This window comes from Rathayibacter sp. AY1H3, from assembly GCF_002932015.1.
This window is the reverse complement of sequence record NZ_PSUU01000039.1, coordinates 1-18,242: the sequence shown is the minus strand read 5'-3', so window position 1 is coordinate 18,242 and position 18,242 is coordinate 1. Positions and strand designations below refer to the sequence as shown.

The window sequence follows — 18,242 nt, the reverse complement described above, 5'->3', positions numbered from 1 at the left end:
CTCAAGGATGGAGGCCGTGGACGTCTTCACTCCAAGTCTGTTACTTACAGACCAACAGACTTCCGAATTTCGGCCTCCGACCCGCCCGCGATCTGGTCACTTCTCGCGAGAAGAAGATCGATCGCTACTCGGATGAGGGTGTTCTCCGTGATTCGCTCGGTCCCGGCGGGCCTGATTCGCGTGAGTCGACGCGCGTGCGCAGTCAGTGCGGTGTACTGATCGTCTCGGATCTTCGCTTCTTTCCTGGCGAAGGACCGGTAGCCGGCTCCCTCAGCCGGGTCCTGTCGAGTTGCAGAAGCGTCGTCTTCCACTTCCGGCGACTTCGACGGCTGAAGAGGTTTCACCGCCTCTGGGGATGCTTCGAGGGGAGTGAGAGACAGATCCGCCTGAGGCGGCGTAGACAGCATTGCGCTGAGGTCCTGGCGGGCCATTAGGAGCTCCTCGTGGTCGAGTGCGCCCAGATGGAGGTGAGCTCCAGGGCGACTGCGTTGTAGTCGTAGATCGCATTGGCGGTTTGCCTGGTGTCGGGGTACTGCGTCACAACGTCTCCGGTGAGCGGCGAATCGCTGATCGATTTGTACTGTCGGATGTGCTGCTTGAAGCGAGGGAGCTTGAGGCTTACATCCACGAGATTGACCCAGTCTTCGAGGAGGTTCGGTACACGCATGTCCACCTTGCCGAGCAGGACTCGGTACGGAACATCTCGCGGCTCGATGAGCTTGCTGATCGTGTTGCGCGTCGGATCGACAGCAAGCGCTTCTGGAACCATCGGCACGATCGCGAAGTCGGAGACATCGAGAACGGCACCGAGGATCGCCGTATCAGTCAGATTTCCTGGTGTATCTACGAAGACCACGTCGTACGGCAGCTCCCGCAGGCGTGTGAGCGTGTTGGGGTCGGTGTTCTCCGCGAAGTCGAAGGGCAGCCGCTCCCCCGCCCGAGCCGCCCACATGGTGGTCGACTGTTGGGGGTCGACGTCGACCACGAGCACTCGCGCGTTCTTGGCGGCGACTGCCGCAAGGTTCATCAGGCTCGTCGTCTTCCCGACCCCGCCCTTCTGATTTGCCAGGGACACGATGCGCATGGATGCTCCTATCACTTCCGTAGTTACAGACTACCAAAGTTCGGCCGTAGATCTCCAACTTCGGAAGTCTGTAACTTACGAAGTGCGTGGTCGACCGCTACCCCGACGACCCAAGTTGCACCTGGTCGCCCTCCGAGCAGGGCTGGCGCATCGATGGATGCTCACACAGCAGGTCTCTTCTGACGCTTGAGCCGGTTCGTTCCACAGGTCCAAGTGGCATGCGGAACACCTCCACTGCCGCTGCAAGCAGGTTCGCCCGTTAGTTGATCCAGGACCTACAGAACTACGAAGTCTGTAACTCTGTACACCTGTTCTGCTCCGTATCCGCTGGCGCACAGGGCTCCCCTCTTGCGATGTGACTTACAGAGTTTGTGACTCTGTAATTTACAGAGAACGACGCTGCGACCTGTAGCCGAAGTTACAGACTTCGTAGTTCTGAATCTTCCGAAGTTTGGACTCATACCGCAATCTGGTTCAGGTTTCCGTGCGCCGGCATCTGCGGTCAGTGCGCGAACGCCGTCGCCAGTTCGCCCCAGTGGGTTGTGGAGCGTGGGGAGAGCGCGCCGCGCTTCATCGTCCAGACGGGTCCCTTGCGGATTCCGGCGAGCCCGAAGCCGACAGCGGAGCGGCCGTGGCGCTTGGTCACGGCATCGATGGTCGCGCCGAGGCCCTTGGTATCAAAGACGGTGTCGAAGCCGTCGAGGAAGGCGTGGGAGTTCTTGGGGGAGAGGTTGGTGAGGATGACGCTTGCGCTGTTCAGAGCGCACGGTGGAGGTGGTGGAGGCAGACGGTGACGACGCCCCAGATCTGGAGGTCGCTGAGCTCGGGGACGAGGATCGGCGGGTACTCGGAGTTCTCGGCGCGCAGGATGACGCCGCCGCGGGAGAGCTCGAGGCGTTTGACGGTGAGTTCGCCGTCGAGGATCGCGACGACGACGTTGCCGTGCTTGGGGGAGAGGGAGCGATCGACCACCAGTTCGTCGCCGTCGCTGATGCCGGCGCCGATCATGCTCTCCCCGGAGACGCGGACGATGAAGGTCGACGTCTTGTCGCGGATGAGGTGGTCGTTGAGGTCGAGGGAGCCATCGAAATAGTCCTGGGCGGGGGAGGGGAACCCGGCAGCTACCGCGTCGCCGGCGACGAGGAACGCGATCGCCACGGCGTCCAGCGCCGGAGTCGAGATCCGCTCCACGATCGTCACAGTCATCTCGATACCTCCTGACCAGTTCGAACATACGTTCGATGAAGGTCGAGTGTAAGTCGGAGGGTCCGACAGCGCTCCTAGGCACCAATGGTCCGGCCGCTGGGTGGAGCCGTCTCGGGCGCGTCGAGCTCGTCGGAAATCCATGTCAACGTCGAGGGGCAGCGTCGGGGCTAGGCAGCGGTCGAGGACCACCAGAGCGATCCGGGGGCGAGCATGCCGGTGCGTCCCCAGTGCAGCGCCTCGCGGTGATCGCCGCGGCCGGCGGCGTCGCGGGGGTAGAGCGGCCAGACGCGCTCACCGGGTGTGGTGTCCTCGAACAGGGGTCGGCTCGTGACGTGTCGGCGTCGAGGGCGTTGCCTGGGGGAGGACGAGCGGTGGGTCAGCTCGGCTTGCCACCAGGCCCAGACTTCGCGCTCGACGTCGTAGCGATGGGCTCGATCTGCGAGGGCTCCGTGAACGCCGAGGGTGCGAGCTGCGGCGGTGCGCAGGTCGCGCTTGGCGCGAGTCCACCCGGTCGTGTGCTTGATGATCAGCCGGTGTGTGCGCAGGCGGGAGAGGGCGGTGGCGGCGGTACGGCTGGTGACCCCAAGCAACGTGGCGGCGGCGTCGAGGGCGAGGGTCCCTTCGCGGCGCAGCAGAGCGTAGGTCTTTCCTGCCAGGTGTCCCAGGCCGGCGCGGGTGAAGAGGTCGTGCCGGGTGTCGGTGAGGTCTGCTTCGAGCATGGTGAGGAGCATGGTTCGTTCGGTGAAGATCGGCCCGGGGGGGCGGGGGTTATTAGTAGTTGTGACCGGACCTTGCAGTAAACCTGTGGAAAGGTGCTCGGACAGTCGCCATTCGCTGGCGTTCGAGCCGTCCGCGCGGACGACGAGCTGCACGTAGCCGTCCTCGCGCAGCGTCCGCAGGGCGCTGGCCGCGGTCGTTCGGCCCAGGCCCGCGAGGAGGGCGAGGTCACGGATGGAAGCGGCCACGGTGCGCTTGCCGGTGTGCAGGGTCAGGTAGGCCAGAGCGGTGAGGATCGTCTTCTCCGACGTCGCCCGCTCGGTCCGCCCCCACCGGCCCGGGCTCACCCGGAACCGCTCGACGAGGGCGCTGACGGAGCCGACGAGACTCTCCAGCTCCACCAGGTCGCCCGGCTCGCGCTCGGACGGGAGAACGGCGTGCAGCGCCGCGTACTGGAGCGCCTTCTGCCACTGCCGCGTCAGGCGCTCCGCCGCTTCGTCGCGCGAGCGCGGACGGCGGTTACCGCGACCGGTGTTCTTGGTCCGGAAGTGCTCCATCCCGGGAGCGGTCCGAGCGGCGTGCTCGACGTCGGTCAAGGACCAGCCGGCGTGCGCCGCGGAAAGCAGACACATGAACGCCGTCCACGACGGATTCGCACCGCCACCCGCGGCCGCCATGTGCCCGGCGCCGGCAGCGCTGAGCTGGCGGTGTGCCCGATGCGTGGTGGTCGGGGCGGCCGGGGGAGCAGCGTCGATGGCGCGTGGCGGGCGGGAGGCTTGCAGCGCAGCGGTCACGGCCTCAATGGCGGCCGCGGTGACGGTCGCATCCAGCAGCTCCTCTGCGCGACCGCGCAGAACGCTCGAGAAGCTGCCGTCGCGGTGCGGGGACAGGGGAGGTCGAGCGGCGCCGGTTCGGGGGTTGCAGAGCATCCCGTGATCCAGCGTGCGGAAGTTCGCGCGCGCGGCGATCGCCAGCCGAGCCACCAACTCGGCCGGAGCACCCTCGGCGAGTGCGATCCACAGGTGCCGGCCGCCAGTCCCGGAGGACTGGCACACGAGATGGGCCACCTGGTGTGTGTCCAGAACGGCGGAGAGAGCGTCACAGTCGTCCGCGGCCTGCTCCATGAGGTCCGCGTCGACGCCGTGGGAGTCCTTGCCGTCGAAGTCGAAGCAGAGCAGCCGGAACGTGCCGGCGTCGTCCGTAAGGTAGACGGCCCAGGGAGTGCTCGGGGCGACTGGAGAGATCAGGAACGCCGTGGGGTACGCGTTCTCGTCCAAGCGCCCGTAGGCGTCGCGGCGCATCGTCCGGACAGTGCCGCGCGGGCTCAGCCGACGCGTCAGGGACCATGCGTCGCCGCCGAGCGTCGACGAGCTGCTACGGCGCGCCGAAAGATCCATCATTGAATCTCTCAGCCCGTCGTGTAATCTTTCGGGCATAGAGAAGCCTCCCGTGAGGGTGGTGACTTGATTAGCTCGGACCCGTTGCTTTGGTCGGTGTCGGGGTACGAGCTACGAAACTTGGTGAGGCCCGCTTCGGCGGGCCTCCTTCGTTTAAGCGGCGGAGATGTGCGCCTCCTGGTCGATATCGAACGTCGGTGCCAGCACGGGCAGACGCCCGGTGGAGTCGCGGAGCTGATCTGCCAGAAGCTCGAAGTACAGCGAGCGGGAGACGCCTGAGGCCTTGGCGGCGCCGTCGACGTCGTCCTTCAGCACGTGGGGCATCTGAAACTCGACGGGCACGGTGACGGCGCCGTTGCGCGCGCGTCGCTTCTGCTTGATCGGAGCCATGCCTCCAGAGTGCTGATCTAACCCCGGGATTGTGCGCGCCACGCCGAGCGTAGGGCGGATCAATCCCGGGATTAAGCGCGATTGCTGCCGAGGGACAGGGGCGTCAGCCCAAGTCGCGCCGTGACGGCCCCTACCTGCCGGGGCATGAGACTCCCGTCGAACAACCATGTCGGCACCCTACCAAAATAGGTGCTGCTACCGTACCGATTCCGGTACACCATCCAAAGAGTCAGCCAGGACTCTGAAGCCACTCACGAACCGAAGCGTCGAATGCGTCCGGCGCGACGTTGTACTCCCAGGCATGCGCAGCGGGCGGGAGCAGGGCTAGCGCGCTCCGCTCGACGTTCACGCTCACGAAGGCCCGTGACAACGAGGCAGGCACCTCCCGATCTCCGTCTGAGTGGATGAGGAGGGTTGGAACGGTGAGTCTCGGTCCTCGGGTCCAGTCCAGGGCATCGAAATCGATGGGCCCGGGAAGTCCTACAAGGGTGCTGAGGGGGCGAGTGGAGAGCGCGAACGTCCCAAGTGCACCCACCACCGATGGCAGATGAGCGCGGCGCGCTCCAGCCCGAATGACCTGCCGCCAGTCGGTGGCGGGCGCGATGAGGACGAGGGCTGTGATGAGTTGGCGGTGTCGAGACCGCTCGGTGAGTTGAAGTGCGATTCCGCCACCGAGGGACCAGCCGAACAGAACGATGCTGTGCGCTCCGTGCTCCACGGCGTAGTTGATCGCAGCATCGACGTCATCCCATTCGGTTTGACCGAGAGTCGACGCCCCGTTCTTCGTTGGTGGCCCATCTCCGTCACCTCGGAACGAAGGAACGAGTGACGTGTAGCCGAGCTTGCGTGCTGCCGGGACTGAGCGCAGCGCGGTGATGCGGGTGGTGCGGATGCCGTGCACGTGGATCGCCCAGGTTGTTTCGCCCTCGCCGCCGGTCGACGGGAAGAGCCACGCCGGACACGGGCCTATTGGCGCGTCGACGTGGATCTCGCGCACGCGCGGGTCGATGTCCTCAGGACGCGCGAAGACGTGCCCGGTCCATCGGCCTTCGTGAGCGGTGGAGAGATCGCCGCCGGTGACTCGAAGAACCTCGCGGCGAACGGTCCGCTCGATCGCGTCGTGATGAAGAATCCGGCCGACGAGCGCGTGGCTCCGATCGGAGTCGAACCAGAAGCCGTACTCGCCGTTGTGAAGGGTTTCGGGCGTGGCGTGGAGAGTGAGGCTGTCCGGGGTCGCCGAGAGGACCTGCATGGTCTTCTTGCGCCCGGGCAGCACGACTCGCCGCCCCAGGACGACACCGATGCCTGCCAGCAGGGAGAGGGCAGTCACAGCGGCTCCCGCTACTCCTACGACAGCTCTCACGCCGACTTGCCGGGCGCTCATCGAGTCCAAGCTCTTGTGGTCGCGGGGGAGGGGAGCTGTTCCATAACGATGGCCTCCGCCGCTGCAACGTGACGAGCGTCGGCTGGTGTCAGACGGCCGCGGTGAGCGTTCTCGAAGTCGCGTAGCGCGATGACCAGGTCGTATACGACCGCGATCGATGATTCGTCTCGAACGCGACTTGACCCGTTCGTAGTCCGCATCACCGCGAGTCTGCCGGCGAGGCGCCGAAGTCGCCGTGCATGCCGACTGAGTCGCGCCTCGCGCATGGCCTTCTGCAGTGTGAATGAGGCGATTCCGGTGACGATGAGGATCACGCCGCAGTAAAACAGGAAGTCGAACGCGTTCCGCAGGAGGACGCGGAAACCGAGGTCGGTGACCTCGAAGTGGTCGAGGGACAAGACGATGATCTCGTCGATGCAGGCGAGGATGACGAGGCTGCTGCCTGCGACGAAGAAGCCGTAGGAGCGCGCTTTTCTGCGACGGAGACCGAGCAGGAGCATCGTCGAGATGGCGAGGATCGCCGTCATATAGATGCTGGCGTAAAGCCAGGTACCTGTCTGGGAGATGTGCTCGGTGATGAACGTTTTCGAGGTGGGTTCCTTGTCGGCGATGAACAGGAACGGCACGACGAAGGACACGAGCATGGCGGCGAGGATGAGCTTCCTCGTCCAGAATCGCGGGGTGCTGCGGGACTGAAGGAGGGCTGCTCTCATGACCAACCAGAACGCGGTGGTCGCCAGGACGTTCTGGGCGAGGTTGATGTAGTTCTCGCCACCGAGGAACCGGTCCAATCCGGGGTGGACTCGGGTGAGGAGCGCGAGGGAGCCGACTCCGCTCGCGAGCCAGGACAACCGGCTCGAGGGCTGGGAGACAGCAGCGGGGATCCGGGCGACGAAGACGACGGCGAGGACCACAAGAGCGATCAGGGCTAAAGCCTGCATCTACCCGAAGACCTCCTCGTCCTCCCGGAAACGAGGACGCAGGAGTGAGCGGGAAAGAAGATGGGCGAGGTGCTCTGCTTCGCCTTCGAGGATGCGCCGGTCCCCATCAACGTTCTCGAGGTCCTCCAAGCCGCCTGCTTCCAGGAGCCGGCCGCGCACGACTCCGTTCGTCCCCCGATAGGAGGCGACGGAAGAGTCGTCCCCGAGGACGTTGCAGCCGGGGTGGCGGAGGGCGATATGAGCGAGTTCGTGCAGGATGCAGTGCATCTGGTAGAGCCGGGTATCGGTCGAGCGGTAGAGAATCTGGGCCTCGTCGGGAAAATCGACCCAGAGAGCTGTGAGCGTCTGCCAGTCATCGTCGTCGATGGCATCGACGTGGATCGGTTTGCCGTGCAGGTCAGAGACATGCTTGAGGAGGGCATCCAGGGTCTGATCGTCCTGGAACCGGTTCTCCTCGAACGTCTGCGTCGTGCGTGCGGCGACGTCGGCGTGTTCGAACCACAGGGCTTCATTGCTCTGGGTGGTGCTCATTCGGTAGTGCCCTCCTTCGGAGTTCGCTCGATCGACAGAATCGCCTTGGTCACGGCGGCGAGCTGCTTCGCGTTCATGCCCCCCAGCGCTCGAGCACTGATCGAGGTGGCTCCGGTAGCCAGTAGCGCCCGGTGGAAGCGGATCTCCGCTTCGATGAGCTCGCTGGCTTCGTCTTCACGCCTTGCGGTCAGGTACTCGTAGCTGACGCCGAAGAACTCGCTGAGACCGACGAGCAGATCGACCGGGAGCCGCGTGGAGCCCTCCAGCTCAAGCAGCTCATCCCAGTCCTTCGGCTCGAAGCTGATGTCACGACCGCGGATGGACTGAACGAGGGTGTCGAGAGTGAAGATCTGAGCATCCGCACTCGTCGGCCCTTCGGCGAGGAATCGGAGTCGTCGAGCGAACTCCCTGCCGTCGATGCGCTCAGCAGTGAGCTCTCCGCCACTGTCTTCCGGGTTCGGAGAAGACGCGAGCTGCAGCACTTCGTACGGTTCGACCCCGAAGGCTCCAGCGAGCTTCTCGATGTCGTTGGTGGTGAACGGCGCTTCGCCGCGCAGACGGATGTAGAAGTAGTTCGCCGAGATGCCCGCAGCACGGATGAGTTCGGTGTTGGTCAGCCGTGCACGATCGCGAAGCGTCTCAACCGCGCGGACCACGCGTCGCGAAAAGTCGGTCGGTCCCGGCGCCGGTCGTCTAGCCACCCCTGGAATGTACCAAAGATGATATAAGCCCATTTCGGTAACCGAACCGGGTTGCATTAGCTACCGAAATCGGTAGTTTTGACGTGTGCCCGCTTCTTCGTCTCGGTACTCGACCGTCTTGCTCGCCCTCATCGCCTCCCTCCTCGTGAGCGGCTGCTCGCCGACTTCGCCAGATGAGGCGTCACGTGAGACCGCCTCACCTCTCCCCAACACCCGATTCTCATCGCCGACGCCGACCCCTGAGGGCGTACAACCGGTCGACACGGAGCCGTCCCCAGAACCGTCTCTCATGAGCACAGCCGTCGCGATTGCGACGGAAGCGGTGATGGCGTTCTGCCGTCCAACGCTCGGTTACGACACCTGGATCAGCGAGCTCTACCCGTTTTTGAGCCAGCGGGCAGCAGTGGCCTACGAGACGGTCGACCCGGCGAACGTGCCCTGCACGAGTCTCACGGGCGCTGCGACCGTCCGCGACGGTGACGGCGCGTTCACGATGCGCATCCTCGTCCCCACTGACGCGGGGGAGTACTCCGTGTACGTCCACCGCACCACGGAGAGCACTCCCTGGTCCGTTGAGCAGATCACTCCTCTGGCCTCGGAGTAGCCGAGTGGAGAAGGGCGGACTGGGGGTGCTGGCGGCGGTCATGGTGCCCGTCGTGGCGGTCGCGATGCTGTTGTGGGTGCTGTTCTTCGGCGGTTCCGCTGCCGCGGCATGCCTGCCAGGCGGGGGACCCGTCAACGTCTCCGCGATCTCTGCGGACGCGAAGGTCGGCGCCTATGGGCACGACCAGCTCGTGAATGCAGCACTGATCGTGAACGCGGGAGCGGCGAAGGGGCTCGGCGCGGACGGGCAGACGCTGGGCGTGCAGACGGCGATCGGGGAGTCCTCCCTGGTGAACATCGCCTACGGGGACGGTGCGATCAACCCGGACGGGTCAGTTGCCGACTCGACCGGACTGTTCCAGCAGCAGTCGAGCTGGGGCACCGTCGAGCAGCGCATGGACCCGACAATCTCGGCGGGCTTCTTCTACGACCGCCTCGTGGCGGTTGAGGGCTGGCAGTCGATGGAGCCCTCCATCGCGATCAACATGGTCCAGCGCAACGCCGACCCGAACCATTACACGAAGTACCGCGCCGACGCCGTGGCGATCATGACCTACCTCAACGGCCTCGGCAGCAGCGCGACCGCACCCGCGACGAACGTTGTACCGGTCGAACTTCCGTCGACGCCGGCCAGCACCGCACCTGCGACGGCTGCGCCGATCCGTGGATGCGTCGCCGTGTCCGGTGACGCGCAGGCCCTCGCAGCCGCACTCGTGACGGCGATGGACGAGGGGCGCCTGCGTCTGCTCGAGGACCGCTACGCGCAGCAGATCCGCGACATGGCCGCCGGGACCGCCAAGGAGAACTGCGGCATCGACGTCCGCATCCTCCAGATCATCACCATCGCGCTGAACACGTTCGGGAAGGTCGGCGTCTCCGACCTCAACCGACAGTGCACCGGCTCGCTCCTGGGCGCAGGCACCGGCTCCTCGCACTGGATGAACGGTGGCGGGAACGCGGTCGACTTCTTCTCCTTCGACGACACGGCCACTACCGGCTGCGACGCGAACGCGCTGCAACTGCTGACGGTCCTGGACCCACAGGTGCCCCAGGGCTCCCGCGCCGGCCAGATCCAGTGCCGCTCGACCACGTATCAGCACATCACCCAGTTCGGTGACACCCCGAACCACCTGCACTTCGACGTCGCCTACGCCGACGGCCCCCTCACCACCGGATAACCGGACCCTTTCGACGTCGCACCCGCGGCGCCGATCACCCCGCACCACCCACCACGAAACGGAGCACACCATGTCTGCACTGCTCGCAGCAACGACCGACATCCTCACCACCGCGGGCGCGCTCGGCGCGGTCGTGCCGGATCCGGGCCCCGGGGGCATGCCCCCCGGGTTCGAGGCCTTCACCACGGTCATGGGCTGGGCCAAGTGGGTCGGCCTCGGCGTCGCCGTCGTCGGCCTGATCATCCTCGGCGTCACCATGACCGTCTCCGCCCGCCGCGGCGAAGGCGGCGAGATCGGCGGCTGGCTCGGACGCCTGCTCGTCGGCGTGATCATCGTGTCCGCCGCGTTCACGATCGTCGGCTTCCTGATGGGCGCGTAGCGTCCGGAGGAAACCGACCGCACCACCAACGAAAGGCACGACGTCATGAGCGACACGGAGAAGCGCAACCCGTTCACCAGTCGAGGATTCATCTTCGGAGCGATCGTCTTCGGAATCCTCGTTCTGGCCGCGATCCTGCTCGCCGTCACGTCCCTGGACAGTGGTGGCGGGCAGCGCACCGCCACGCCCGCCACCACTGCAACGCCCACCTCCGAGGCCTCAGAGCTCGACGCCGATGCTGCGAGCATCTGCGGCCTCCCTGGACTCGACGAGAGCGGCAGCCTCGCTGCCGCACCCGACGCGGAGTGGACCATCGTCGGGACCATGGCAGCGCCCTCCTCAGAGGATGCAGGGCCTGGCGTCGTCGACGCCGACGGAGTCCGCAGCTGCTACGCGCACACCGTGGAGGGCGCAGCCTTCGCCGTGGCGAATCTCTGGGCGATGGGGACGGACGGCCGTCTGAGCGATCTCGTCACCGAACGCCTCACCGTCCCCGGCCCCGGTCGAGACGCCGCGCTGGCCCGCGAGACCACTCAGAGCAACACCGGCCTGAGCTCCCAGATCGCCGGCGTGAAAGTCCTCGCCTACGACGGCCAGAACGCCACCATCGACATCGCCTTCCAGATCTCCGACGGACGTCTCATCAGCTTCCCCTACGCCCTCAGCTGGTCCGAGGGCGACTGGAAGTTCGTGCTCACCGACGACGGACTCCCCACCTTCCGCCCGGTCGCTCTGCAGAGCCTCGGCGGCTACCTCCCTTGGAGCGGCACCACATGACCCCAGTCCCCGACAAAGAGCCGTGCTCCGTCGTCGACGTTCTCTGCTGGACCGGAGAAGGCATCGGCAACGTCGTATCGCAGGCGTCGAACGACGCTCTGCAGCAGTTCGTCAACAACATCCTGGAGGGCTTCGGCAAAGCGGTTGTCTCGCTCGGCACCCTCTGGGTGAACGTTCCCTCCCCGGTGACTGTCGTCGACCGGGGAGGCGGCGTTAACGGCGGCGGCACACCGCCCCTGCCTGAGGCGTTCGAGACGATCCTCGGCTATGTGACGTGGGTCGCGGCGGGCCTCGCGGTCATGTCGCTCATCATCGCCGGCGTCATGATGAGCACCCGTCGCCGCCACGGCGACGGCGAGGCGCACATGGGACGCATCGGCGTCATCATCTTCGCCGTCTTCCTGCTCTCCTCCGCCTCAGCGCTCGTCACGGGGTTCCTACCCCTGGCGCTGCACCTCAACGAATCTTCGAGCGTCGTCGGCTGGGTGCAAGGGCAGCTCGAGTGGTACGCCGGAGGACTCGCGATCCTGTCGATCCTCGTCGCCGCCGGCCGCATGGTGTGGACGCAGCGCGCGGGCGAGTTGCGCACCCTCGCCCGGTCGGTACTGACGCTGATCGCCGTCGCCGGCGCGGGACTCGTCGTGATCCGTCTCGCCACGCAGGCAGGCGACGCCTTCTCGATCTGGATCCTCAACAACTCCACCGACTGCGACGTCACCAACGGTGAGAGCAACTGCTTCGGCACGAACATCTTCGCGATGATTTCGCTGACCGCAACGTCGGGTATCGGCCTCATCGGCTTGTTCCTCCTCGGCATCCTCGCCGTGCTCATGACCTACGTTCAGATCGCGCTCATGGTGTTCCGCGGCGCGATGCTCGTCGTCCTCGCCGGCATCTTCCCGATCGCCGCGGCCGCGACCAATACGGAAATCGGGCAGCAGTGGTTCAAGAAGACGATGGCCTGGACCCTCGCCTTCATCCTCTACAAGCCAGCCGCGGCAATCGTCTACGCGATCGCGTTCCGAATGACCGGCACTGATCTGTTCAAGTCGGACGGCACCGGGCTGTTCCAGATCGTCACGGGCCTCGCGCTGATGCTCATCGCGCTCGTGGCCCTGCCCGCGCTGATGCGCTTCCTCGTCCCCGCTGTCGCCTCGGTGGGCGGGGGCGGAGGAACGCCCGGCGGCGGTGGCTTCGGCTCCGCACCGTCCGGCAGTAGCGCCTCCGCAGGCAGCAAGGGGTCACCCGCTGCGACTCCGGCCGCCTCCGGTGCAGGCGGCGGCGCAGCAGCAGGCGGTGGCGCAGCTGGCGGAGCTGCGGCCGGCGGTGGTGCGGCAGCGGGCGGTGCGGCGGCAGGCGGTGGTGCCGCAGCCGCGGCAGGAGGCCCGATCGGTGTCGGCCTTGCGGTGGCAGGGAAGGCCGCCGAAGGCGCGAAGCACGCAGCAGGGGCGGTCAAGGCCGCCACGGACGACGCCACTGGCGGCAACGGAAGCGGGAAGTGATGAGCACCACGACTCCCACGCGCAGCGCTGAGGCGCCGCGCACGTACGGCAATTGGCGTCGCCCGCAGACTGCGGGACTCGGCGGCCTCGGACAGCTCGCCACGGGCGTGCTGTTCGTCGGCATCCTCTCCTCGATCATCGCGTCGATGTTCTCCGGCCTCGGGGCCGCGCTGATCGTCGCCGCGATCTTCGGCGGGATCTTGCTGACGGTTTCAGTGAAGGACAAGCACGGGCAGAGCGCCCTCGGAAGGACGGTGAATCGCGTGAACTGGATGCGGACGAAGGCCAAGGGAGCGAACGTCTACCGTTCCGGTCCCGCGGGTCGAGCGAAGTGGGGCACGTTCCAGCTCCCCGGACTGGCCGCGGCGTCGCAGCTTTCAGAGCACGAGGACTCGCATGGGCGCCGGTTCGCTCTCGTGCACGTCCCCTCGACCAAGCACTACACCGTCGTGATCGCCACGGAGCCCGACGGCGCCGCGCTGGTGGATCAGGAGCAGGTCAACAACCAGGTCGCGGAGTACGGGATCTGGCTTTCCAACCTCGGAGACGAGCCTGGCATCGAGGCAGCCTCCGTCACCGTCGAGACGGCCCCCGACACCGGTACGCGCCTGCGCTCGGAGGTCGAGGGGTCGATGGACCCGGATGCGCCGGAGTTCGCTCGAGCGATGCTCTCGGAGGTCGTGAGCAGCTACCCGGTCGGGTCGGCCACGATCCGCGCCTACGTCGCGATCACCTTCTCCTCCTTGTCTCGCATCGGCGGGAAGCGCCGCAACGCGAAGGAGGTCGCCGCCGACCTCGCCGCCCGCCTGCCCGGCCTGACGACGAGCCTTGCCGCGACAGGGGCCGGCGCTGCACGGCCGCTCGGTGCTCAGGAGCTGTGCGAGGTGATCCGGATCGCCTACGACCCCGCCGCCGCCGTCCTGATCGATGAGGCCCGCGCCTCGGGTGACGTGCCCGAGCTGTCCTGGACGGACGTCGGCCCCGCGGCCGCTGAGTCCCGGTGGGAGTCGTACCGGCACGACGGTGCCGTGTCGACGTCGTGGACGATGACCTCCCCGCCGCGCGGAGTCGTGCAGTCGGGGATCCTCGCGCGCCTGCTGGCTCCGCACCGCGACGTCGCCCGCAAGCGCGTCACCCTGCTCTACCGCCCCATCGACCCCGCCCGCGCCGCGGCGATCGTGGAGGCGGACCTGAACGCGGCGCAGTTCAACAACTCCGCGTCGACCAAGCCCACCGCCCGCTCGACCCTCTCCACCCGCTCCGCCCAGGCGACCGCGGCGGAGGAGGCCTCCGGGGCTGGCCTGCTCAACTTCGGCCTGATCGTCACCGCGACGACCACCGACGCTGTGCACGAGGCGGACGCGCGCGCGGCGATCGACTCGCTGACCGCTGCGGCGCGTCTTCGGGTGCGGCCGGCGTTCGGGTCGCAGGAGACCGTTTTCGCTGCTGGTCTGCCGCTGGGGCTCGTGCTCCCGCGTCACCTGCGCCTGCCCACCGAAGTGAGGGAGTCCCTGTGAGCCTGATCACCCGCCTGTTCTCCTCGAACAGCGACAACGAGCTCGAACCCGGCGAGGACGTCCTGCCCGACGGAGCGGTCACCGCCGCCCACGGCGATACGACGGGGGAGGAGCTGACCGACGACGGCCTGCCCACCGGTGCCGTGTCGTCCTCGGCAGAGCCCGGCACCGACACGACGGCACCCTCGCGGCGGGCTGCGCGCGGGCAGGGCGAAGCTCCGGCCCCGGTAGCAGCGGTCGCTCAGCGCCCGACGCTCACCAGAGAGCGCACCACCCCGCGCACCCGACGCCGAGAGGGGAAGAAGATCGAGATCCCGCACGGCGGGAAGAAGAAGAGCCAGGGGACGGCGCTGCGCCGTCCTCTGCGCCCGAGCATCCGCGGATGGCTCGGGCGCGGCGGTGGTGAAGCCGTCAACGTCACGGCCGCTGATGAGTTCCGCGGGACGACCGTGCAGGTGTGCGGGCTGTACCCGTTCTCGGTCGGGACGGGTACGCCGATGATCGGGGTGCCGCTAGGGAAGAACCTCTCTACCGGCGCCTCCGTCTGCTGCGACCCGATCAGCTGGTTCCAGCGCGCGAATCTCATCAGCAACCCCTCGATGTTCGTGCTCGGCAAGCCCGGCCTGGGGAAGTCCTCGCTGACCCGCCGCATGGCCGCCGGCCTCGCCGGGTACGGCACGATCCCGCTCGTGCTGGGCGACTTGAAGCCGGACTACGTGGATCTGATCGAAGCCCTCGACGGGCAAGTGATCCCTCTCGGCCGCGGCCGCGGTTACCTGAACATCCTCGATCCCGGCGAAGCGTCGGAGGCGGCGCAGCGCCTGCGCGATGAGGCCGACCGCTCGCTCGAGCGGGCCGACGCGCTCGCGCACCAGGTTGACGCGCTCGGCGTCTCCGACGACACTGCGGCGACGATCGCGGAGGTCGGTCGGCTCCGCAAGCACGCCGCGAAGGTGCAGCGACTCGCGCACCAGGTCCTCGCGGACGCCCACGGCCGCCGGCACACGATGGTCGCCGCGCTGCTGACGATCCTCCGCTCCCAGCCGCCGAGCGACCGGGAAGAGACGATCATCGACCGGGCGCTGAAGTACCTGGACGAGCACCACCAGGGCGTGCCGGTCCTCGCGGACCTGCTGCGCGTGATCCAGGAGGCGCCGGACGAGGTTCGTCAGGTCGCGTTGGACCGCGGCAACATCGAGAAGTACAAGGACGTCACCGAGAACCTCGAAGCCTCCCTCATCGGCCTCACCACCGGTGGACGCCTGGGCGAGGTGTTCTCGAAGCAGACGACCACGCCGATGCGCCGGGACCGGCCCGTCGTCTACGACGTGTCCTCGATCGACGACTCCGAAGGCGACCTCCAGGCCGCGATCCTCCTCGCCTGCTGGTCCGCCGGCTTCGGGACCGTCAACGTCGCGGCCGCCCTCGCGGACGCGGAGCTCGAACCGCAACGGCACTACTTCGTGATCCTGGACGAGCTGTGGCGGGCGCTGCGCGCGGGTAAGGGCATGGTCGATCGCGTCGACGCGCTCACCCGCCTGAACCGCGCCCGCGGCGTCGGCCTGGCGATGATCAGCCACACCATGTCCGACCTCCTCGCACTGGCCTCCTCGGAGGATCAGATGAAGGCGAAGGGCTTCGTGGAACGCTCCGGCATGGTCATCTGCGGCGGCCTCCCCGGTGCTGAGATGCCGCTGCTGACCTCGGCGGTGCCGATGTCGATCGCGGAACAGGGGATGCTCACCTCCTGGCAGGACCCGCCCGCCTGGGACCCCGTGTCCGGGCACGAGTCAGAGCCGCCCGGACGCGGCCGCTTCCTGATCAAGGTCGGCGGACGTCCCGGTATCCCGGTGCGCGTCGAGCTGACCGCAGCAGAGAAGGAGGTCAACGACACCAACAAGCTCTGGCACGCGACCTCCCGCGCCGGACGCGCAGCGGAGCCACTGCCCACCGATCCCGTGAACGTCGAGATCCTGCCGTGAGCGTCCTCGTCGCACTCGGCGCGAGCTGCGTCGCGGCCGGCGCCGGCGGCGCCGCGATCATCAGCGCGCTCCGAGCCCGTCAGCGGACGGCAGACCGCGATCGGTTCCTGCTCACCCTCTGCTGGACCGGCGTCGGGCTCATGGCGAGCTTCGTCGCCTGGGACCAGTGGGACCGGGTGATCGCGTGAGCTGCCCGTCGACGCTCGCCTTCGAGGGCTACCGCTGGACCTGCCAGCGGTCCGCCCCGGGGGAGCACGGCTTCCACGCGACCGACCTCCCCGTCTCCTTCGCGGAGCGGGGCCTCGCGGTCCTCTCCTGGGGGACCTCGCACCAAGCACCCGCCGACGACTGCACCCCGCGGTGGGCCGTCCCGATCTACACGGAGGAGTCCGCATGAGCGCCACCGCCAACAACCGCCGCCGCGAGCCTGGCAAGGCCAATAACGACGCCCTGATGCTCGGCGCAGCCCTCGTGGCGATTGCTGCGATCGGCATCGTCTGGGTGGCCGTCGCGGTCGGTTCCAAGCTCGACGGAGTGAACGAGGGCTTGCCCTCGGACCCGTTCGAGATCCTGTCGGGGCTTGCCCGCGGCACGGTCACCTGGTCCTCGTCCGCGACGATGATCGCCGCGGCCGGCGGCGGCGTCATCGTCCTCGTCGCTCTGTGGTTCCTCTGGATGAGGGCACTCGGCCGCAAGGGTCGCGCGAACGTCGACCGGGCTGCCCGCTACATGGCGACCGAACGAGACTTGGCGCCGATGCTGAGCAAGGAGGCGATGAAGAAGTCCAAGCGCCTGGGTGTTGACGGCTCGCCCGGCGTGCCAGTGGGGCGGCTCGTGTCGACGGGGAAGATGCTTTACGCCTCGTTCGAGGACATGATCACCGTCGTCGCCGGCCCCCGCGTCGGGAAGTCGACGTCGCTGGTCATCCCGGCGATCATCGCCGCCCCGGGCGCAGTCGTCACGACCTCGAACAAGCGCGACGTGCTCGACGCGACCCGTGACGTCCGCGAGAAGGACGGACCCGTGTGGGTGTTCGACCCGCAGCGCGTCGCCCGCGAGGACCCGATCTGGTGGTGGAACCCGCTGTCCTACGTCACCGACGATGTACGCGCCGCGAAACTCGCGCAGTACTTCGCCTCCGGATCCCGAGCGACGGACGCGAAAACGGACGCCTTCTTCGACGGCGCCGGACAGAACCTCCTCGCCGGCATGCTGCTCGCCGCAGCGGTCGGGCAGAAGTCGATCAGCCAGGTGTTCGCGTGGCTCACCGACGTCACCAACGAGGAGCCCGTACGACTGCTGCGCTCCGGCGGATACCCGATGACCGGCGACGCGGTGCTCGGGATCATCCAGTCCACCGAGAAGCTGCGCGGGTCGGTCTACTCGACCGCGCAGGAGATGGCGGCGTGCTTGAAGAACACGCAGGTCGCGGACTGGGTGAACCCCCGCGGCACCGCCGACCCGCGGGCGCAGTTCGACGCGGCAGAGTTCGTTCGCGGCTCCGGCACGCTCTACTCCCTGTCGAAGGAGGGCGCCGGCACCGCCGGGCCCCTCGTCACCGCGCTCACCGCCGCCACTCTCGAGGCGGCGACCGACCTCGCCGACACCTCGCCCGGCGGACGGCTCCGCACGCCGCTCGTCGGGATCCTCGATGAGGCCGCGAACGTGTGCAGGTGGCGGGACCTCCCGGACCTGTACTCGCACTTCGGCTCCCGCGGGATCCCGATCATGTCGGTGTTCCAGTCCTGGTCGCAGGGCGTCGCCGTGTTCGGCAAGGAGGGCATGTTGAAGCTGTGGAGCGCGTCAAACGCGTTCCTCTACCTCGGCAGCGTCAAGGAGAACGACTTTCTTCAAAACGTCTCCGAGCTCGTCGGTGACTACGACCGCGAAACGACCTCCGCCAGCTACAACAAGGGCGTCCGCTCAACCTCGACCGCCTTGAAGCGCGAACGG

The 18,242-nt window shown here is 67.3% G+C and carries 20 protein-coding genes; 10 read left to right on the top strand and 10 right to left on the bottom strand.

The window, feature by feature from the left end; translation table 11 throughout:
- Positions 1 to 44: 44 nt before the first annotated feature.
- From C5C33_RS18825 to C5C33_RS14175, 10 genes are all read right to left on the bottom strand, one after another.
- Entirely contained in the window at positions 45 to 431 is a 387-nt protein-coding gene (locus C5C33_RS18825) for a hypothetical protein (RefSeq protein WP_219814953.1), read from the bottom strand.
- Positions 431 to 1,084, bottom strand: a complete 654-nt coding sequence (locus tag C5C33_RS14215) for a ParA family protein (RefSeq protein ID WP_056045660.1) — start codon at positions 1,082 to 1,084, stop codon at positions 431 to 433. Before C5C33_RS14215 ends, C5C33_RS18825 begins: the two co-directional genes overlap by 1 nt.
- A gap of 502 nt (positions 1,085 to 1,586) precedes the next feature.
- The gene (locus C5C33_RS18620) at positions 1,587 to 1,739 is read right to left on the bottom strand and encodes a DUF4113 domain-containing protein (RefSeq protein WP_258069256.1); all 153 of its coding nucleotides are present in this window, start codon (positions 1,737 to 1,739) and stop codon (positions 1,587 to 1,589) included.
- Between the two features lie 101 nt (positions 1,740 to 1,840).
- Complete coding sequence (locus C5C33_RS14205) at positions 1,841 to 2,290, bottom strand: LexA family transcriptional regulator (protein WP_104247896.1); 450 nt, start codon at positions 2,288 to 2,290, stop codon at positions 1,841 to 1,843.
- A gap of 167 nt (positions 2,291 to 2,457) precedes the next feature.
- The gene (locus C5C33_RS14200) at positions 2,458 to 4,131 is read right to left on the bottom strand and encodes a hypothetical protein (RefSeq protein WP_181136258.1); all 1,674 of its coding nucleotides are present in this window, start codon (positions 4,129 to 4,131) and stop codon (positions 2,458 to 2,460) included.
- 426 nt (positions 4,132 to 4,557) lie between these two features.
- Complete coding sequence (locus tag C5C33_RS14195; RefSeq protein ID WP_056045669.1) at positions 4,558 to 4,794, bottom strand: hypothetical protein; 237 nt, start codon at positions 4,792 to 4,794, stop codon at positions 4,558 to 4,560.
- A gap of 229 nt (positions 4,795 to 5,023) precedes the next feature.
- Positions 5,024 to 6,124 (bottom strand): S9 family peptidase, encoded by a 1,101-nt coding sequence (locus tag C5C33_RS14190; RefSeq protein WP_181136257.1) that lies wholly within the window; start codon positions 6,122 to 6,124, stop codon positions 5,024 to 5,026.
- 50 nt (positions 6,125 to 6,174) lie between these two features.
- Complete coding sequence (locus C5C33_RS14185) at positions 6,175 to 7,119, bottom strand: hypothetical protein (RefSeq protein ID WP_104247899.1); 945 nt, start codon at positions 7,117 to 7,119, stop codon at positions 6,175 to 6,177.
- On the bottom strand, positions 7,120 to 7,650 hold the full coding sequence (locus C5C33_RS14180) for a hypothetical protein (protein ID WP_056045680.1): 531 nt from the start codon (positions 7,648 to 7,650) through the stop codon (positions 7,120 to 7,122).
- Positions 7,647 to 8,351 (bottom strand): helix-turn-helix transcriptional regulator, encoded by a 705-nt coding sequence (locus C5C33_RS14175; RefSeq protein ID WP_146085789.1) that lies wholly within the window; start codon positions 8,349 to 8,351, stop codon positions 7,647 to 7,649. The genes C5C33_RS14180 and C5C33_RS14175 overlap by 4 nt, the downstream gene beginning before the upstream one ends.
- A 289-nt stretch (positions 8,352 to 8,640) precedes the next feature.
- On the opposite strand from C5C33_RS14175, the gene C5C33_RS14170 reads away from it, so the two are divergent.
- From C5C33_RS14170 to C5C33_RS14125, 10 genes are all read left to right on the top strand, one after another.
- Positions 8,641 to 8,955 (top strand): hypothetical protein, encoded by a 315-nt coding sequence (locus C5C33_RS14170; RefSeq protein WP_104247901.1) that lies wholly within the window; start codon positions 8,641 to 8,643, stop codon positions 8,953 to 8,955.
- A gap of 4 nt (positions 8,956 to 8,959) precedes the next feature.
- On the top strand, positions 8,960 to 10,132 hold the full coding sequence (locus C5C33_RS14165) for a hypothetical protein (protein ID WP_104261434.1): 1,173 nt from the start codon (positions 8,960 to 8,962) through the stop codon (positions 10,130 to 10,132).
- Positions 10,133 to 10,202: 70 nt separating this feature from the next.
- A complete protein-coding gene (locus tag C5C33_RS14160; RefSeq protein WP_104261433.1) occupies positions 10,203 to 10,511 on the top strand; it encodes a hypothetical protein in 309 nt (102 codons plus the stop codon).
- Positions 10,512 to 10,556: 45 nt separating this feature from the next.
- Positions 10,557 to 11,288 (top strand): hypothetical protein, encoded by a 732-nt coding sequence (locus C5C33_RS14155; protein ID WP_104248366.1) that lies wholly within the window; start codon positions 10,557 to 10,559, stop codon positions 11,286 to 11,288.
- Positions 11,285 to 12,790, top strand: coding sequence for a hypothetical protein (locus C5C33_RS19145; protein ID WP_104261432.1), 1,506 nt, complete (start codon positions 11,285 to 11,287; stop codon positions 12,788 to 12,790). The genes C5C33_RS14155 and C5C33_RS19145 overlap by 4 nt, the downstream gene beginning before the upstream one ends.
- Positions 12,790 to 14,307: an SCO6880 family protein gene (locus C5C33_RS14145; protein ID WP_181027286.1), complete on the top strand. Its 1,518-nt coding sequence runs from the start codon at positions 12,790 to 12,792 to the stop codon at positions 14,305 to 14,307. The genes C5C33_RS19145 and C5C33_RS14145 overlap by 1 nt, the downstream gene beginning before the upstream one ends.
- Positions 14,308 to 14,681: 374 nt before the next feature.
- Entirely contained in the window at positions 14,682 to 16,289 is a 1,608-nt protein-coding gene (locus C5C33_RS19040; RefSeq protein ID WP_308471180.1) for an ATP/GTP-binding protein, read from the top strand.
- A complete protein-coding gene (locus C5C33_RS14135; protein ID WP_104248357.1) occupies positions 16,286 to 16,477 on the top strand; it encodes a hypothetical protein in 192 nt (63 codons plus the stop codon). Before C5C33_RS19040 ends, C5C33_RS14135 begins: the two co-directional genes overlap by 4 nt.
- Positions 16,474 to 16,686 (top strand): hypothetical protein, encoded by a 213-nt coding sequence (locus tag C5C33_RS14130; protein ID WP_104248356.1) that lies wholly within the window; start codon positions 16,474 to 16,476, stop codon positions 16,684 to 16,686. The genes C5C33_RS14135 and C5C33_RS14130 overlap by 4 nt, the downstream gene beginning before the upstream one ends.
- On the top strand, positions 16,683 to 18,242 hold a 1,560-nt coding region (locus C5C33_RS14125), incomplete at its 3' end, for a type IV secretory system conjugative DNA transfer family protein (RefSeq protein WP_104261431.1). The genes C5C33_RS14130 and C5C33_RS14125, both read left to right, overlap by 4 nt.

What these genes read in the sequence shown, in the direction of transcription:
- C5C33_RS14185 (WP_104247899.1), bottom strand. Translation starts at nt 7,119, where the DNA reads ATGCAGGCTTTAGCCCTGATCGCTCTTGTGGTCCTCGCCGTCGTCTTC.
- C5C33_RS14205 (WP_104247896.1), bottom strand. Translation starts at nt 2,290, where the DNA reads ATGACTGTGACGATCGTGGAGCGGATCTCGACTCCGGCGCTGGACGCC.
- C5C33_RS18825 (WP_219814953.1), bottom strand. Translation starts at nt 431, where the DNA reads ATGGCCCGCCAGGACCTCAGCGCAATGCTGTCTACGCCGCCTCAGGCG.
- C5C33_RS14170 (WP_104247901.1), top strand. Translation starts at nt 8,641, where the DNA reads ATGAGCACAGCCGTCGCGATTGCGACGGAAGCGGTGATGGCGTTCTGC.
- C5C33_RS14200 (WP_181136258.1), bottom strand. Translation starts at nt 4,131, where the DNA reads ATGGAGCAGGCCGCGGACGACTGTGACGCTCTCTCCGCCGTTCTGGAC.
- C5C33_RS14160 (WP_104261433.1), top strand. Translation starts at nt 10,203, where the DNA reads ATGTCTGCACTGCTCGCAGCAACGACCGACATCCTCACCACCGCGGGC.
- C5C33_RS14180 (WP_056045680.1), bottom strand. Translation starts at nt 7,650, where the DNA reads ATGAGCACCACCCAGAGCAATGAAGCCCTGTGGTTCGAACACGCCGAC.
- C5C33_RS14195 (WP_056045669.1), bottom strand. Translation starts at nt 4,794, where the DNA reads ATGGCTCCGATCAAGCAGAAGCGACGCGCGCGCAACGGCGCCGTCACC.
- C5C33_RS14145 (WP_181027286.1), top strand. Translation starts at nt 12,790, where the DNA reads ATGAGCACCACGACTCCCACGCGCAGCGCTGAGGCGCCGCGCACGTAC.
- C5C33_RS14215 (WP_056045660.1), bottom strand. Translation starts at nt 1,084, where the DNA reads ATGCGCATCGTGTCCCTGGCAAATCAGAAGGGCGGGGTCGGGAAGACG.
- C5C33_RS19145 (WP_104261432.1), top strand. Translation starts at nt 11,285, where the DNA reads ATGACCCCAGTCCCCGACAAAGAGCCGTGCTCCGTCGTCGACGTTCTC.
- C5C33_RS14155 (WP_104248366.1), top strand. Translation starts at nt 10,557, where the DNA reads ATGAGCGACACGGAGAAGCGCAACCCGTTCACCAGTCGAGGATTCATC.